This is a genomic window from Calditerricola yamamurae, assembly GCF_054654135.1.
Genome location: NZ_BAAIFH010000006.1, coordinates 534,916 through 551,440 on the forward strand (window position 1 = coordinate 534,916; position 16,525 = coordinate 551,440).

General features: G+C 57.2%; 12 protein-coding genes. 1 reads left to right on the forward strand and 11 read right to left on the reverse strand.

Going from position 1 to position 16,525, the window contains the following annotated elements; genetic code table 11:
• Nucleotides 1-2: 2 nt before the first annotated feature.
• Complete coding sequence (locus ACYQ0Z_RS08970; RefSeq protein ID WP_459866979.1) at nt 3-1,070, reverse strand: SepM family pheromone-processing serine protease; 1,068 nt, start codon at nt 1,068-1,070, stop codon at nt 3-5.
• The gene (locus tag ACYQ0Z_RS08975; protein ID WP_459866982.1) at nt 1,067-1,861 is read right to left on the reverse strand and encodes a patatin-like phospholipase family protein; all 795 of its coding nucleotides are present in this window, start codon (nt 1,859-1,861) and stop codon (nt 1,067-1,069) included. The genes ACYQ0Z_RS08970 and ACYQ0Z_RS08975 overlap by 4 nt, the downstream gene beginning before the upstream one ends.
• A gap of 107 nt (nt 1,862-1,968) precedes the next feature.
• Between ACYQ0Z_RS08975 and ylbJ the strand changes: the two genes are divergently transcribed.
• On the forward strand, nt 1,969-3,195 hold the full coding sequence (ylbJ, locus tag ACYQ0Z_RS08980; RefSeq protein WP_459866985.1) for a sporulation integral membrane protein YlbJ: 1,227 nt from the start codon (nt 1,969-1,971) through the stop codon (nt 3,193-3,195).
• Here the strand turns inward: ylbJ and coaD are convergent.
• The 9 genes from coaD to ACYQ0Z_RS09025 all read right to left on the reverse strand — a co-directional run bounded on the left by coaD (nt 3,145) and on the right by ACYQ0Z_RS09025 (nt 16,454).
• Nucleotides 3,145-3,687, reverse strand: a complete 543-nt coding sequence (gene coaD, locus ACYQ0Z_RS08985; protein ID WP_459866988.1) for a pantetheine-phosphate adenylyltransferase — start codon at nt 3,685-3,687, stop codon at nt 3,145-3,147. The genes ylbJ and coaD overlap by 51 nt on opposite strands.
• Complete coding sequence (rsmD, locus tag ACYQ0Z_RS08990; RefSeq protein ID WP_459866991.1) at nt 3,684-4,301, reverse strand: 16S rRNA (guanine(966)-N(2))-methyltransferase RsmD; 618 nt, start codon at nt 4,299-4,301, stop codon at nt 3,684-3,686. Before rsmD ends, coaD begins: the two co-directional genes overlap by 4 nt.
• A 289-nt stretch (nt 4,302-4,590) precedes the next feature.
• A complete protein-coding gene (locus ACYQ0Z_RS08995; protein WP_459866994.1) occupies nt 4,591-5,676 on the reverse strand; it encodes a class II aldolase/adducin family protein in 1,086 nt (361 codons plus the stop codon).
• 58 nt (nt 5,677-5,734) lie between these two features.
• Nucleotides 5,735-7,915 (reverse strand): MMPL family transporter, encoded by a 2,181-nt coding sequence (locus ACYQ0Z_RS09000; protein ID WP_459866997.1) that lies wholly within the window; start codon nt 7,913-7,915, stop codon nt 5,735-5,737.
• Between the two features lie 248 nt (nt 7,916-8,163).
• Nucleotides 8,164-9,033: an SDR family oxidoreductase gene (locus tag ACYQ0Z_RS09005; protein ID WP_459867000.1), complete on the reverse strand. Its 870-nt coding sequence runs from the start codon at nt 9,031-9,033 to the stop codon at nt 8,164-8,166.
• Between the two features lie 301 nt (nt 9,034-9,334).
• Nucleotides 9,335-11,503 carry a peptidase domain-containing ABC transporter gene (locus ACYQ0Z_RS09010; protein ID WP_459867003.1) on the reverse strand — a complete coding sequence of 723 codons (2,169 nt, stop codon included), beginning with the start codon at nt 11,501-11,503 and terminating at the stop codon, nt 9,335-9,337.
• A complete protein-coding gene (locus ACYQ0Z_RS09015; RefSeq protein WP_459867006.1) occupies nt 11,504-12,232 on the reverse strand; it encodes an ABC transporter permease in 729 nt (242 codons plus the stop codon).
• Nucleotides 12,233-12,248: 16 nt separating this feature from the next.
• Nucleotides 12,249-13,172 (reverse strand): ABC transporter ATP-binding protein, encoded by a 924-nt coding sequence (locus ACYQ0Z_RS09020; RefSeq protein WP_459867009.1) that lies wholly within the window; start codon nt 13,170-13,172, stop codon nt 12,249-12,251.
• A 21-nt stretch (nt 13,173-13,193) separates the two neighbouring features.
• Nucleotides 13,194-16,454 (reverse strand): type 2 lanthipeptide synthetase LanM family protein, encoded by a 3,261-nt coding sequence (locus tag ACYQ0Z_RS09025; protein WP_459867012.1) that lies wholly within the window; start codon nt 16,452-16,454, stop codon nt 13,194-13,196.
• Between the last annotated feature and the right edge of the window lie 71 nt (nt 16,455-16,525).

The following is a 16,525-nucleotide window of genomic DNA, read 5'->3' on the forward strand; positions in this document are numbered from 1 at the left end:
CCTTATACTCTCGCGTCCGGCCCCGCCTCCGCTTTCGGCGGCAGCTCCGCCAGAAAGCGCAGCGCGTCGTCGACCGTCCGCACCGGAACCACGCGCAGCGTGCTTCCCAAGCGTTTGGCGGCCCGCTTGGCCACCTCGGCATTTGACGGTTCGCCTGGGGCAGCGGCGGCCGGGACGAAAAAAATGTCCGCACCGGCGCGCACCGCCGCCCACACCTTCTGGTGCACCCCGCCAACGGGACCAACCCGGCCTTCCTCGTCAATCGTGCCGGTACCGGCGATGCGGTACCCCTTCGTCCAGTCTCGCCCATCCAGCTGGTTCAGGATTTCCAAGGTAAACATGAGCCCCGCCGAAGGCCCGCCGATGCTGCCCGCATTCACCGTAACGCGGCGTGGCAGCGTGACGGATCGCTCGGTGGCCGGCACGATACCCAGGCCCGCCCGGTGCGGCTCACCCGGCTCGAGGGGGAGGGGCTTGAGGCGAATGTCGGCTTCCCGCCTTTTCCCTTCCCGCAGGAACGCGACGCGGACCGTCTCCCCGGCACGGCGGCCCTGGAGCGCACGAAGAAGCTCTTCACGCGTGCGCACCGGACGGTCGTCCACGCGTACGAGGACATCGCCCGGCTCCAGCACCCCCGCCGCCGCACCGTCGCGCCGCACCTCGAGGACGCGGACTCCGACCGCGCGCACGTCGACCGGCAGGCCGGCCTTGCGAAAGGCAACAATCTCGGCGTTTTCCTGCGACTGGCGCATCACCTGCAGCTGGCGCTGGGTGTATTCCTCCGGTGACTCGTGAGGGGCGAGGATCTGCTGCTTGGGCAGGGCATCATAGAACGGATGAAGGGCGGCGATGGCGTACAGGGCCACGTTCCCCGGCATCATCGACACGGTGGTGAGCAAAAACGCTCCCTCCCCTGTCGCGCCCCCGCCCTCGACGCGCACCATGGCGTGAACCGGCTCGGCAAGACCCGGTTTGGTGATGTAGTACGGCACGGGAACCAAAAGCAGGACCACAACCCCCAGTGCAACCCCGAGCCGCCTCAGCCATGTCCGCACGCAGCGGGGATTCATCGGGCCCCCTCCCATCGGCGCAGCTTCTCCTCGATTTCGTCGATCGCGGCCCGCGCCGCCTTCTCGCCCTCGGCGATAATCTCCCCAATGTCGGTAAACGCCGTGGAACTGAACCGTCCCACATCGGGACTGATCACCACATCGGCCTGCAGCACGCGGCTTCGATTTGCTTCTTTTTCCAGAATGTCGATCGTCTGTGCGATCACGTCGAAAATGGACTGGATGCGCGTCGAAAGCTGAAACGGCGTCACGTCGACGGCAATGATGAAGTCGGCCCCCATCTCGCGCGCGACGTCGACAGGCAAGCGGTCGGTGACGGCACCATCCACATAGAGACGCCCATCAATGGATTCGGGGACGAAAATACCCGGGATCGACATGCTGGCGCGCACCGCCTGGTCAATGGGTCCCGTACGAAACACCACCCGCTCGCCGCGCTCGAGATCGGTGGCCACCACCGCGACCGGCGGGGAAAGGTCCTCCAGGTTTTTGCCGTGGGTGAGGAGGCGGATCAGCTGCTTTACCTTTTCGCCGGCCACAAACCCCAGCTTGGGCACGGTCATGTCGAGCCAATGCTTGCGGCGCAGGTGGGTGGCAAGGCGCTCCAGCATGGACAGGTTTAAGCCATTGGCATACAGCACCCCCACCAGGCTGCCCATGCTCGAGCCGGCGATGCAATCGGGACGAATGCCCCGCTCCTCGAGAACCTTGAGGACGCCGAGATGCGCCATGCCCCGCGCTCCCCCGGCACCCAGGACCAAGCCGATTTTCGGGTTCCCCACCGTTTTCACCTCGCGTGTCGTACTCCTCGCAAAGGGTCTATTCGCGGACAGCCCCGCGTATGATGTGCGTGTAACAGCACGCGGCCCTTCGTCGTGCGCGGGAAGGAAGGTCGAGTATGCCCAAACGCGCTCCACTGCGAACCGGCCTGTTCGGTGGCTTGGTACTCGTCGTCGCTGCCTGCATCATCGTGGCGCCCAAGCCCGCTCTCGAAGCGTCCCTGCGGGGGCTGACCATCTGGTGGGAGATCGTCTTTCCCGCTTTGCTGCCGTTCCTGATCGTGTCGGAGGTGCTCGTCGCCTTCGGACTGGCCCACTTTTGCGGCGTGCTTCTCGAGCCCTTGATGCGGCCACTCTTTAACGTGCCGGGAACGGGGGCCCTCGTGCTCACGATGGGCTTTTCCTCTGGCTACCCCGTGTGCGCCAAAATGGCCGTGCGCCTTGCCGGCCAAGGGTTGCTCACCCGCCCGGAAGCGGAACGCCTCGTCGCGTTCGCTTCCACGGCCGACCCCCTGTTCATCGGCGGCGTCGTGGCTGCCGGCTTTCTCCACAACCCCGCCGCCGCCGGATTTCTGGCCGCCGTGCACTACGGAACCGCCCTCCTCATCGGGGTGGCGATGCGGTTTTACGACCGCCGGGGTGCGCGCACCGTCTACCGCCCGCCGCAAGGAGGCTGGCTCCTGCTGCGCGCCCTCCGCGCCATGCATCGCGCGCGGGAGGCAGACTCCCGGCCCCTGGGACAAGTGTTGGGTGACGCCGTCTGGTCGTCGCTGCAAACCCTGCTGGTGATCGGCGGGTTCATCATTCTGTTTTCCGTGCTGCTTGACCTGCTCACCCGTTCGGGGATCGCCGCACTGCTGAGCGCGGCGCTGGCCCTCATCTTGTCCCCCTTTGGGGTGCCGTCCGACTTCCTTCCGGCCCTTGTGGCCGGCACCTTCGAGGTGACCATGGGGACGCGCACCGCCGCCGACGCCGCGGGCGGCGTCTCCACGCCGGTGGTGCTCGCGTCGGTGAGCGCCCTCCTGGCGTGGGGCGGGCTGTCCATTCACGCCCAGGTGGCCAGCATCGTCAGCGCGCTGGGGATGCGCCTCAAGCCATACCTGATCGCCCGCGTCGTCCACGCCGTCCTTGCCGGGGGGGTCGCGTGGTGGACCAGCGCGCGCTGGCAATCGCACGCCCTGCCCGCATGGGTCCCCCTCTTGCCCTGGACGCCGCAGACGGGACATCTGCCCGGCGGATGGCTGCAATGGGCGGCTGCGACGCTCCTCTTCGCCCTGGCCCTGGTGCTGCTGGGCCTAGCGACGTTCGTCGCTTCGCGCCCCTTCCGCCGCCCGCCCCGTCGCTGACGCCTCGGCGGCCAGCTCGGCGAATTTCCGGCGCAGGGCCTCTTCCACAACCGGCGGCACCAAGTCGTTCACCGGCCCGCCAAAGCGGGCCACTTCCTTCACAATGCTCGAGCTGAGGAACGAGTACTGGTTGTTGGTCATCATAAAAAAGGTTTCCACATCGTTATTCAGTTTACGATTGATGGACGCCATCTGCATCTCATACTCGAAATCGGACACCGCCCGCAGCCCTTTGATGATCACCCGCGCCCGTTTCTGGCGCATGTAGTCGACGAGCAGCCCGTGAAAAAAATCTACCTCCACGTTGGGAATGTCCTTCGTGACCGCCTTTAACAGTTCCACCCGCTCTTCCACGGTAAACAGCGGGGTCTTGTTCCGGTTGCGCAACACGGCCACAATCACCTTGTCAAACACCTTGGCTCCCCGCTGAATGATGTCGAGGTGACCGTAGGTAACGGGATCGAAACTGCCGGGATACACCGCAATGATCACATTCTCTCCCCCTTTTCCTCGTCTTCCTCACCCGACTCGTCATTGCTGTTTCTCTGGTTTTCGTCTTCGTACCGGAACACGGATAGCGCCGTATCGCCGTAGGTGCTGGTCTTCACCTTGACGAATCCCTCGATCCGCGCCGGCAACTCCACCGTCCGGCTGTGCTCGGCCACCGCCACGGCACCGTGGTGCACGATGCCACGCAGAGCGGCCTCGGACAGATCCTCGACGATACGCTGATCGGCATAGGGCGGATCGAGAAACAGCACGTCAAAACGAAGCCCCCGCCGCCCAAGATCGGCCAAAGCGCGACGAACGTCGGCTTTGTACACGTCTGCCTGGGCGGTGAGCCCCAGCGCTTCGAGATTGGTGCGGATGACCCGAACGGCCTGCGGGCTTGCATCGACGAAGACGACGCGCTCCAGCCCGCGGCTGAGCCCTTCGATGCCCAGCGCGCCGGTCCCGGCATAGAGGTCAAGCCCCCAGCCGCCGCTAAAGTAGGGGCCGATGATGTTGAATAGGGCTTCCTTTACCCGGTCCGTCGTCGGCCGGGTGTCCGTCCCAGGAACGGACGCGAGGCGGCGTCCCTTCAAGCGTCCGGCGATGACGCGCATCCTTGTTCCCCCCTGATCGTCCGCTTCAATGGTAGCACAACCATTTCGGCAAAAAAAGAAAGCGCCACGTCGGCGCCAAATCCACGACACGGAAACCGGGCGTGAAAAAAATTGTGGAGGAAGAGGTATAATCGTGGCGATTTCGGTCAAAGATAGGACCAGCAGCACCTCCCCGGGTGTTGCGAAACCGCGGAGAAGCTTACGTTTCCCCATTAAGCTCTTCCTCCGGTTTCTCCTCTCCCAAATGGCCCGCATCCGTTCCCCGGGATGCGGGACTTTTTTTCTGTCTTTAGGTCATGGGTACCTGGCGGATCAGCTTTCCTTCGAGGCGCGCAAAGATCTCCTCCAGCGACGGCCCGGTGACGGTGATGCCATGGTTCTTCAGGCCGACCACCGCGCGGGACGGGTCCGGCGCGCGACGGATGCACTTGGCCACTTCCTGGGCCAATTCCCGCGTGCCGCACGGGTAATTGATCTCCGTCGACGGAATCCCCTCCATCCACGCGTGCACGTGGACAATGGCCCCCACCTCGGGATTCTCTCGATAGATCATCCAATGCTCGATGGCGTCCACGGAAACCCGCCGGGGCTCGATGTGCGGTGGCACGCTCAGGACGATGGCGTTGGCGACCTCATCATATCCTTTGACGAGGAGGATGTCGCGGCCGATTTCGCGCAAATCGGCCTTGTTGACGCCGCTGGCGCTCATCCAGAAGGTCGTCTCGTCGCGCCGCACGCTGAGATTTCCGTAGCTGAGGCCACCGATTCCAAACAGCCGCTTGAGGTGGCGCAGGTCACGGGCATCCAGCAGCTCCTCCAGCGGAAAGGGGGCCGGCAGCACGTCCCACGCCGCGAGCCGCCGGCCGGCTTCAGACAGCGCGGCCGTCCGTTCATCCCCCTCCCACAGTTCCGGCGGCAGATCCCGCTCGAAACGGTTGTCGATGACCAGCTGCGCTGTCGCCAGCGGTGCCAGACGGGCCCATACCCGTTCCATGTACCCCTCGGGATCGACGCTCTCGCCGATCGGGTAGCACCCCTGCTCCAGTGTGATGAAATAGGTCTCCGGCTGTTCCCCCTCTTCCGTCAGCACGATGAGCAGGTTGGACAAGGAGCGAATCAGCAGGGGATAGGCCGCCGCGAGCACATTGGCCGGGCGCCGGGCGAATTCGACGACCCCCACCACAAACGTGGCCTGGGCTCTGCGGCGGTAGGGGCGCGGCGCGTCGGCATCGAGGAAGTGGACCACCAGCTTGACCGCCTCGTCTTCCCTTCCCCTTGCCGGCTCCCATCCCCGACGAACCAGCATCTGTTGCAGAAGATGACCGAAGCGGGCCGTGCGGGTACTGCTTTGCCGACCAAAAATGCGAAAGATCATGGGGCGATTTCCCTCCCTTTTGCAACTCCCTTCTTATATGTATGGGGCAGCGCACCGGTCATGCCGGGTGCGGCCACCAATTCCACCGCCCCGCAAGCTTCATCAGCGCTGGAACCAGGAGCAGCCGGATCAACGTCGCGTCGATGGCCACGGCAGCGGCGATGCCAAAGCCGATCTGCTTGACCGGCTGGATCCCGGCTACAGCAAAGGAGCCGGTGATGACAATGATGATCAGCGCCGCGCTGGTGACGATGCGCCCGCTCTTGGCAAGCCCCTCGACAATGGCCCGCTGAAGGTTGCCCGTACGTCGGTACGCCTCGCGAATGCGCGCCAGCAAGAAGACTTCATAGTCCATCGACAGGCCAAAGGCGACGCACAGGATGAAGACGGGAATCGAGGCATCCAGGAACGGGTGCGGCTGGGCGCCGAGCCATTCCGCGCCAATCCCCTCCTGAAACACGGCCACCAGCAGGCCGAAGGTGGCCGCCACACTCAGAGCGTTGAGCAGAAGGCCCTTGAGGGCGAGGACCGGCGAAAAGGCCGTCATCAGCAGGACAAAGGTCAGCGCCAGTACCGCGGCGGCCACCGCCGGCGCGCGGGCCCTGATTTTTTGCAGGAAGTCGTGTTCGGCGGCCGTCTTTCCGCCAACCCACAGCGTCCATCCCTCTGGCGGATCCAACGCGCGTAGCTGCCGCACCAAATCGCCCGCCGCTTCGCTCTTCGGGTCGAGATCGGTCAGGACGCGAATGAGGGTGACGCCATCACCGACGTGGTGGCGCCAGAGCTGCTGCCACGGCTCCGGCAGCCGTTCCGGGGCGCGCCAGATGCGGGCGTAGTCGGTCGCGTTCCACGAAGGAACGACGCGCACCACGCTCTCCACCCCCACCACATGGGGATGGCGCTCGACAGCGCGGATCAGGGCATCCAGCTTCTGAAGCGTCGACCATTCCCCCACCGGGCGGTCCGTCTCCGCCAGGATGTCAATGGGGTACAGGCGGGAGGTGCCGAGGGCCTTCTCCATTCGCCCCAGGGCGTACTTCGATTCCGCCTGGACCGGAAGAGCGTCGCTGTCCAGCACGCCCACGCGGAACGCGGGAACCCGCTCCACAGCCGGCCACAGGCAGGCCAGAACGAGGAGGAGGACGAGGAACGGGCGCTGCAGGACCACGCGGGTGACGACACCGATGAGGCGCTCCCCGCCGCCGAACGCAGGCGCAAGCCGCCAACGGTCGAGGCGATCGCCCATCCACACAAGAAGGGCCGGCAGCAAGGTGACGCCCGCCAGCACGGACAGGATCACCACCGCGATGCCCCCCGTGGCGATGGAGGAAAACACCACAACGTCAAACCCGTAGGCGCACGCCAGCCCGGCGACCACCAAAAGGCCGGAGGTCACCAGCGTACGCCCGGTGGCCGGGAGGGTGCGCAGCACGGCGTTTGGTACGGAGAACCCGTGCCGGCGCTCCTCGCGAAAGCGGCTGGTGACGAGCAGCGCGTAGTCGATCCCCACCGCCAGCCCGAGCATGGTCACCACATTCAGCGTAAACACGGACAGGTCGGCGTGCCGGGCCACCAGCGCCAGGAGGGCCAGCGCCGCCGTCACGCTGGCCAGGCCGACAGCAACGGGCAGGAACGCCGCCCCGACGCTGCCGAACACCAACAGCAGCACCAGGAGGGCCAGCGGCACACCGACCAGTTCCGCCCGCGCGAGGTCAGCCTGGCTGAGGGCGGCGATGTCGCGGTCGACGGCGGCCGTCCCCGTCACGTAGCCGGGTACACCGCTTTCCTTTACCAGCGCGCGCAGCGTCGGCACGAGGGCTTGGGCCCGCTCGTCGTCCACCTCGAGGTGTGCGGTGAGCACCGCCACGCCCCGCTCGCCCCCTTCCCGCGGCAAGAGGGTGCGCGTCACCTCACGCACCGCAGGCAGCGCGGCGATTTCCGCCTGCAATTCTTCCGCTGCACGCCGCAGGCGGATCTCCGCAACCGTGTCCCCCTCCCGAGCCTCCAGGAAGACAAAGAGCGCCGAGGCCGGATGCCCCAGCCGCTCCCGCAACTGCTCGGTTACGTAGTGGGACGGGCTCGAGGTGTCGACAAAACCCGTCCCCCCGAGGCGTTCGGGGAGCTGGACCGCGTGGGGCACGCTCCACGCCAACACCGCCAGCCACGTCAGCACGATCGCTTTCGGCCATCGACACACCAACCGGGCAAGCGCCTGCCACAGGTCCACGGGCCTCGTCACCCCCGTCCCCATCGTTCCTGATCCATCTTTATGAGCCAGCCGCTCCGTCCATGCGCGGGGAGGGATTCCCAAACCGTGACACGGAAAAACCCCGAAGGCTGGCTGAAAAACAAAAACGCTGCCGCAAACCGGCAGCGCAACGCCCGGGTGATCCGACAAACGCCTTTCCCTTTTCCCTTCCTCGCGCAACGGGCTCGGCCCTGCCCGACACCTCCCGCATAGCCCGGACCGCGGCAAAATCGGCCCAGTTACTGCCCATTGCGCAAAACTTGTATTACGATTTCCTCCAGGGGAGTTACAGATCCGATGAGCTTTTGGAGGTCATCGGAGGTTTTTGCTGTCTCCCCTTCGGCGATCGCCTGATAGATTTTTGCAACTTCAACAGCAAAAGGCTCAGGGAGTCCGCTCTTCACAAAATTTTCTTTGGCCTCATCAAAGGAAACAGACCGGTGAACCACCTTTTTTCCAGAAAGCTTGGTTAAAATTTGCGCAAGATCATCGAAGCTCCATGTTTGATTGGACACGAGGGTATACGTTCGGTTTTCATGCCCGTCTTCCGTAAGCACTGTGGCGGCAGCTAAGGCAAGATCGTTCCGGGTCACCGTGTTCAGCCGTCCGCTTCCTGCATTCGTAACCAATGCCCCGTGCTCTACGGCCGCCTTCAGCCCTGGATTGACAAATACTTCGGTATACAGGGAATTGCGCAGGAACGTATACGGGATGTTCGTGGTCCGAATGGCATATTCGGTAGCCAGGTGAAGATGGGCCAGGGATAATTTCGACTCCTCAGCAAAGGCATATCCCGTATAGACGATATGTTTGACTCCTGCATCTCGGGCCGCTTGAACCACATTCGCATGCTGACGGACACGCAGGGTATTATCGTAGTCCGGGCTTGAGATAAACAGCACCTTCGATGCTCCCGCAAAAGATTTCTTCATGGATTCGAAATCATTGTAATCCCCGTAGCGAACCTCCACTCCAAGATCGGCGAGATTAGAGGCCTTTTTTACATTACGGACACTGGCAACAATTTGGCTTGCGGGCACTTTTTTCAAAAGGTGTTGGATCACAAGCCCCCCCAATTGCCCTGTTGCGCCCGTAACCACAATGGACATCATTCGATCCTCCCCTGCTGTTGCTTTTGGAAAATTCCTTTGCGTTTTATTGTAACCTAGCGGGTCACTACAAACGCAGCCGGATTATCGCCGCCACCTATCCCCTGACGTTTTCAGGCCAAGATGTCCTCGAGCAGATCGTTGCATTGAGCCCATCGTTCGGCAACGATCAGCATGCGGTGACATTCCGTTTCCCACTACATGACGGCGGATGAAAGATGGTCTGCATTCTTCTGTAGCTTCCCTCACGGCATTCCTAGGTGAAACCCAATTTTCCGATCTTTTAGCCGGATGAAATTCGTTATGTAATTTCTGCGACAGCATTGGTGCTGTTCTGTCGCTCCCACAGCTGAGCATAGAGCCCTCCTAAACGCATGAGCTCCTGGTGGCTCCCTTGCTCAACGATACGTCCCTTATTCAGTACGATGATCTGATCTGCATCAATTACCGTACTGAGACGGTGGGCAACAACGATTCGAGTAATTCCCAGTTGCCTGAGATTCTCTTCTAAAGCCCCTTGGGTTGCAACATCCAGATTGCTGGTTGCTTCATCAAGGAGCAAGATGGAAGGTCGACTAGCTAGGGCACGAGCGATGGCTAACCTTTGCCGTTGACCGCCAGATAAGGCCAGGCCGTTTTCTCCAATCAGTGTATCGTACCCCATAGGCATTTTCAGAATTTCCTCATGTAAGAGGGCCATTTTGGCTGCCCACTCGATCTGGGAACGAGGGATGTCACGGTAAAAGGCAATATTCCGTGCAATGGTGTCATTGAAAAGATGGGTTTCTTGTAGTACTACGCCAATCATTTGCCGCAATTGAGTACGATTTAACTGGTTAAGCTCAACATTTCCATAAAGAATTCTTCCTTTGGTAGGGAGATATAGACCCAAAAGCAGTTTGATGAAGGTGGATTTTCCTGAGCCGGTTGGTCCTACGAGCGCGACTTTTTGTCCTGGATTAATGCATAGACGAATTCCATCTAAAATGGGCGAACTGTAAGGATTGTAAGAAAACGTTACGCCTTCAAATCGGATCGCTACGTTGGTGGATTGTAGCACATGCGGCTGTTTCTCTGTGTTTTCGGGCTTGGCTTCTAACACATCTTGAAGCCGTTCAACAATGCTGGTGAGCAACTGCAATTGTTGAAGGCTTCCAATAAGAGAAGTGACATGAAGCATAAATGCCGAGGCCAAGGCGTTGAAGCCAAGCAGCATTCCCAACGTTTGCTCTTCTCTCACAATCTCGTGGGTCCCCAAGGCCAAAAGCACCACGGGCATAGAAACGCGCAGGCCATTGAGCGACCCATCCAGAACTGCTCGCGTACGATCACGGTACATTCCCCATTTTACCTGTTTGGCAAAGAGAGCATTCCAAGTCTCAAGGATTTTCCTATCAACTCCTGTCGATTTAACCAACATCATCCCCCGGAGTGCTTCCATCAAGTAACTGTTGGCCTCTGATTGGGCTAACAGCTCCTGTCGGGTCAAATTCCTGATCCGTGGTGTAAGAACTGACAACAGTCCCATCTGAATCAGACCGATGGTTACCGCAACTAATGTTAATCGCGGGGAGATAGCCAGCATGGATATGCCATACGTTATGATAAGCACCCCATCCAGAAGCACAGACACACTGCTCCCAGACAATATCTCCCTTAAAATAATGATATTGTTTGCACGGGTCATCAAATCCCCGGTAGAACGCTGCTCAAAGAATCCAAGGGGAAGGCTGAACATATGACTAATAAAATCACTATGAAGTGTTAACGAGATCCTTGTTTGTAAACGACTAGTTAGCGTTCCCTTCAAATAAATAGTCAATCCCTGAACAATTGAAACTCCTATTATTCCTATTAAAATAGAAGGTAATAACCCCAAGTTACGAGTCATGATAACCCTGTCTACAGCCAAATAGGTAAAATAAGGAAATATTAGACCTATTACTTGCATCAAAAAAGTGGTAAGCAATATAAAGAGCACTAGCCGACGATCTTCCCACAATCGGTTAAGATAGTATCGCCAGCTGATTTTGTATTCGTTTCGAGGAACAAAGGTTGTCCCTGGGACGAACGTGAGTACTATGCCACTAAAATGTTCTTCTAGAGTTTTCAGGGAGATTCGTTGTCGACCACTGGCAGGGTCTACAATCCAAGCCCCCCGGCGTGTCAAACGCTCCAATACAACATAATGGTGTCCCTGCCAATGGAGAATAGCGGGTAGCGGAATATCGCTTAGTTGCGAATAATGAACTCGATACGCCTTGGTTTCCAGGCCGAAACGGGCGGCCGCCTTTTTGAGAACCAAGGCGCTAACTCCGTCTCGGCCTGAACCACACTCCTGCCGTACTTTGCTGAGAGGCACACGACAGCCGTGAAAGCGAAGTATCATTGTCAGGCAGGCCGGCCCGCATTCGGTCATCTCCATTTGTGGAACAAAGGGTACTCTTCGTCGCCTTAGGACATTAAACATCTATGTCACTTCTTTCCTTTTAAAGTCCCAATATCCCGCAACACTAAACACCAATCCTAAAAGAACGGCCGCACCGAGATAGTTCCAATCAATTCCCTGCTGCCCATTGACACCAAGTGTTGCAATTGGAAAGGACCAAGGAAAGTACCGTCCAATTTCATGTGTAAAGGACACTAGCCCTAAAAAGTTGCCTGCCAGCGCCACACCGAGGGTTACAAGGAAGGTACGAAAGCGGATCCCAAGCCAGAAGTGAAGCGCCAGAGCCGGCCAGGCAACCGGAATTCCAATGAAAACGGAAAGCAAAAATTGGCCAATCGATATCTCGTCGGAAAACCCAAAGGCTAGCCCTCCCAGCAGGATTACAGCTGCCAACACCAAAGTAGAAACTGTTAGCAGCAGGACGCCCATCAAAAGTTTGGCGAGATAAACCGAGCTGCGCCGAACCGGTTGGGCCAAAATCAACTTCCAGTTGTTGTTGCTATGTTCCATTTGGGCGATCAGTGCTGCAACCAACGCAACGTAAAGGGAAAGCAAAAACACTCCCCACATGGACCGGCTACTTTGCGCAAACCAGACCCATGTGAACCGCTCAGTATTTATGAAATAATCCTTACGAAGAGAAAAATTTAAGCATATTAGAAAAACGACGAAAAGCGGCAACCCGACAGAGAGATAGAGAGCCCACGAACGGCGGTATTTGAGAATTTCGGAACGGAATGCGGACCACATGCTAAAAATCAGCTCCTTACGCTGGTGGTTCCTGATGATGCACAAGGGAAAAATAAAGCTCTTCCAACGAGGCTTCCTGTGGTGTGAGCCGATACACCTGAAGCCCGTTTTTGATGAGCAACTGCTGGATTTCACCAATTTGGGAAGGTGTTGCGTGCACAATCAGTTTTTCGTCGTCCTTTGTTGTGACAGGAAAGTGGTGGGCAGAAAGTAGTTTTTTTGCGGTGTTCAGGTTGTTTGTCGATACGATAATCCGTGGCTGCGCCAATTGCTTCAGTTCTTCCAAGCTTCCCTGGAACAGGAGCCGCCCACGATGCAGGATTCCGACATGCGTAGCCATCTGTTCCACCTCGGTTAGCAAATGACTCGAAACCAATACGGTTATGCCGAACTCACGGGGCAAGCTTCGGATCAGTTCCCGCATCTCACGAATTCCTGAGGGATCCAGTCCATTGGTCGGTTCATCCAAGATCACCAAGTCGGGGTTCCCCATCAGGGCCATGGCAATCGCCAACCGTTGCTTCATGCCTTGGGAGTAATGTGCAACCCGGAGGTTGGCAGCGTCTTGCAACCGCACAATTTCCAGCACACGATCAATTTCGTTAGCGGAAAGGTTACGAAGCCGTTGAATCACCTCAAGGTTTTCTCTACCCGTCAGGTGGCCGTAAAACGAGGGAAACTCGATTAAGGAACCGACCCGTCGCAGAATTTCTAAACGGTGTTTATGAAGGGAAAGTCCAAAAAGTTCTACCTCTCCCTCGTCAGGGTGTTGAAGACCCAACAGTAAACGAATTGTCGTGGTCTTTCCTGCGCCGTTTTCCCCGAGAAAGGCGTACACCTGTCCTTGCTTCACGAGTAGATTGATGTGATCCACCGCGATTTTCCGGCCATACCGTTTGGTCAGGTTACGCGTGCGAATTACAGGTGCGTGGTCTTCCATAACGCCACCCCCGCTTCATATTCATTGTTGCCGGATAAAAGGTGGTTCCAGACACAGAACGGATGGAACACGATCCGGCGACCAGAAACGGAGAAGACCCATCCCGATTCCGGCCAATCCTAACATGAGACCAGGTGTTTCTATACCTTTGGGTAGCCCACAACGTGGCTGTCCAATCTCTACCTGATGCGTAACCTCTTGAGCTACCCGATAAGCAGCGTGCTGCCAGGAGTCCTCTTTCAGTACGCGGGACGCGTGAAGAAGTACCACGGCATTGCCCAAGTCACCATGACATAGGCAATGGTTATCTCCAAACCCTTCCCGCAACGTGGTTTGAAGCCCTACCTCAATTTCAAATCTTACCATATTATCGTCAAGATATGGCAACCCAAGGAGTCTCCCAAGTACGATCCCGGGAGCACCGTGGCACCAGGTGCAAGGTATAAATTCAGGATCCACTGTTGGCCCATTCTCTACATAACGGAGGTCGGCCCAATTCCCCCGTTCAGCTTTGAAAAGACTTCGTTCGTAAGCGAGTCCTTCGCGTGCTGCATGATGATAACGCTCGTCTCCAGTGGCCGCTGCCAGCTTCAACAAAGCCCAACAAATCCCAGAAGCGCCGTGAGAGAACCCTCCCAGAGGTTTTGAAGCAGCTTTCGTTTTCCAGCCGATTCCCTTTTCCATCGGGATAGACGTCGCAAGCAGACGATCTCCACACATACGGGCAAGTCTGAGTGCTTGTTTTTCACCTGTAGCTTGGTAGAGATCCAAAAGCACTACCGCGCATCCAGCAACACCGCTAAGCAGATCGAGGTATTCATCTACCGGGATGTGCCGTTCTAATTCGTCAAGGCTCATGAAAGCCTCGTCTAAAAGTTTTGGTTCTTTCCACAAAACAGCTAGGTGCATCATCGTATAAATCAATGACGCCCTACCACTAAACGCGCCTAAATTACCATATCCGGGTACGTCGGGTAGACTCAGGTGTTTGCGAACAGGTTCGATCGCCAATCTGGCCAAGTTTTCAAAATCGGCACGATTCGTGGCACTGGCCAAGTAGGCAAAAAAGAGCGCGATACCTGCTGTCCCTTCATAGAGGCTGGTTCCGACAGGATTTAGAACCCATTGCCAATGATCCAATCCTTCCAAATTGACCCCGATCCAGCATGCGTCCTTTTCGGTGCGAATGGCCCGAGAGGCAAGATACTCGCCAATCTTGATTGCGGCACCCAAGAAACGATCCTTCGTAACTGGATCTGGTTTTGACGGTAAAACGATCGGACGGCGATTAAAGGTGCGATGCCGATCAATGGATACCATAGATGCGCGGATCAAGCGTACTTGCTCGGCACAATCTTCGACACTCAGCTTCCGAAGACGTTCCTTCACATCCTCGAGGCTAGGATTATCAAAGAAGTTTTCCAGACATTTCCCCCGACTGTCCCATAAATGGCGTTCTCCCGGACGGGCAGTGAAATAAGGGATATCACCCAATCGGAGATCGGCTTGTTCGGAGGAGATCGCACGCTTAAGATAAGGAGCGAGGGTAGTTTCCGCCCAAAGCTTGTCCAGAAGCTCATCCCGGTCCAACCCGTTACGAAGGTAATCGGGATGATGCCCCTCTTGAAGGAAAAGGGTGTAACGCATCGTTCCTCTCAGAATATGCCGAACCTCGGTTTGAGCGAAAGCGTCCAAAATGGGCAGCAATTCATCCCGGTGGTTCCGCAGCAGGTGATAAACCTCTTCAAACCCTTGAATAATATCATCCTGAAACTGCAAAGGATCAACGGGATGGCCTTTCAATTGTGGCCGGTTCTGCCCACCTCCCATTACCACTTCGCCAAGTTCGATCCGCATTTTGTCAGTAAATGCATCACGAGGAAGTGGCACATTACGGGGAAAAACTTGTCCGTCCGGGCCACCCAGCCCACTCAAATCTACTCCTTTCAAACCCTCACGCCCATAGACCTTCATGGGCAGAAGGCCCACACGGAGAACCGACTGATCAAGAATTCGCCCCGCCAGTTCAGAGGCTGTCCACTCCGAGGGGGCAGGCTTGTCATGATGAAAGAGACCTTCAAGATCGACCAGAACCGGATATTCTCCGGCGGCAATTAAGTTTTCAAAGTGAAAGTCTACAGCCTTGAGAAGGTAGAGAAGGGCCAAGTACCCACCTTGTCGCCAATAAAAACGATGGAGTTCTTCACGATTATGACAGCTATCGGCTCTGACATACTCCATCCATCCGTATTCTCCTCGATCCAAAACCTTTAACAAGCGGAAAGGATAGCGAGCTCCTTTTTCATTCAAAAAAGCGAGTAAACTTTGGAATTTGCTGTCAACCGCCATGGATTTGGGTTTGTAAATCACTTCAAGTCCAGAATCAAAAATCACATGGATAACTCCTCGACCGCCTCGGTGAGGATCAGATATTCCCATCCGTACAGATCGTACTGTGCCGACAGGTTGACCAAAATGGAAGACCTCAGATAAGAGCTTACGGTCATTGGCTATTCGCTTCAAAAACTCCAGAACTACTTTAACCCACCGAAGTACTGTTGTGGACATAAGTCGCGCCAGAACTGGATATTCAGTCAACAGCTCAACGATTCGCTGGGTATCCTGGAAGTAGTGCTCGGCGAAATACGTGTAACGTTCTTCAGGGGTTTGTCCTTGTAAGATCCCGCGCAAACGAGCAACATTCAATTCAAGAATTAATGTCCGGGAACATTGGGCCAGAAGTCGTTGGGCCAAATTCTGAAGCAGTTCGGCCTCTGCATCCGGAGTATAAATAACTTCCAAATTAAAGCGACGGCGAATGCTCGCCACACCTTTACGCAATCGATACGCTCCGATTTGCAAAAACGGACGAACAAAACTGCCGAATGGGAGTGGATGAGGTCCAGCATTTGGTTGAGCTGGGTTGATGACCGATATTTCGGGCAGATGTTCATCATTACATAGACCTGCCGTCAAGTCATTGATTATCTCGATCCAATGAAGAGCTTCTGGTGTTACTCCTTGGGAAGCGCTCCGATCGGCCAACAGGACTAAAAACTGTTCCTTGGTAAGTCCTGAGGCACGGAGACGCTCAGCAAAAAGTTTATCGTCTGCCAGCATTCCTTCTTGCCACTTTTGAAGTTTTTGATAGGCCCTATCCAAATCAGTCTCTGTAACCGAAGCCAGATTTTCAGAACCATTCTTTGCTAGAAGACGTTCATCAAGAAAAGCTGCCGGTTTCCAAAATTCCGCACACCTTTCATAAGGAAATGCCTGTTTCATTATGTCAAACCCCTTTCTAGGAAATTCACAACAAAATGATGAGTAATCAGGTGTTGGCGCCCCAGGACATT

Excerpts from the sequence above, each read along its gene's own strand:
- ACYQ0Z_RS09010 (WP_459867003.1), bottom strand. The coding sequence starts at position 11,503 with ATGTTTAATGTCCTAAGGCGACGAAGAGTACCCTTTGTTCCACAAATG.
- ACYQ0Z_RS08970 (WP_459866979.1), bottom strand. The coding sequence starts at position 1,070 with ATGAATCCCCGCTGCGTGCGGACATGGCTGAGGCGGCTCGGGGTTGCA.
- rsmD (WP_459866991.1), bottom strand. The coding sequence starts at position 4,301 with ATGCGCGTCATCGCCGGACGCTTGAAGGGACGCCGCCTCGCGTCCGTT.
- ACYQ0Z_RS09020 (WP_459867009.1), bottom strand. The coding sequence starts at position 13,172 with ATGGAAGACCACGCACCTGTAATTCGCACGCGTAACCTGACCAAACGG.
- ACYQ0Z_RS08995 (WP_459866994.1), bottom strand. The coding sequence starts at position 5,676 with ATGATCTTTCGCATTTTTGGTCGGCAAAGCAGTACCCGCACGGCCCGC.
- ACYQ0Z_RS09005 (WP_459867000.1), bottom strand. The coding sequence starts at position 9,033 with ATGTCCATTGTGGTTACGGGCGCAACAGGGCAATTGGGGGGGCTTGTG.
- ylbJ (WP_459866985.1), top strand. The coding sequence starts at position 1,969 with ATGCCCAAACGCGCTCCACTGCGAACCGGCCTGTTCGGTGGCTTGGTA.
- ACYQ0Z_RS09015 (WP_459867006.1), bottom strand. The coding sequence starts at position 12,232 with ATGTGGTCCGCATTCCGTTCCGAAATTCTCAAATACCGCCGTTCGTGG.
- ACYQ0Z_RS09025 (WP_459867012.1), bottom strand. The coding sequence starts at position 16,454 with ATGAAACAGGCATTTCCTTATGAAAGGTGTGCGGAATTTTGGAAACCG.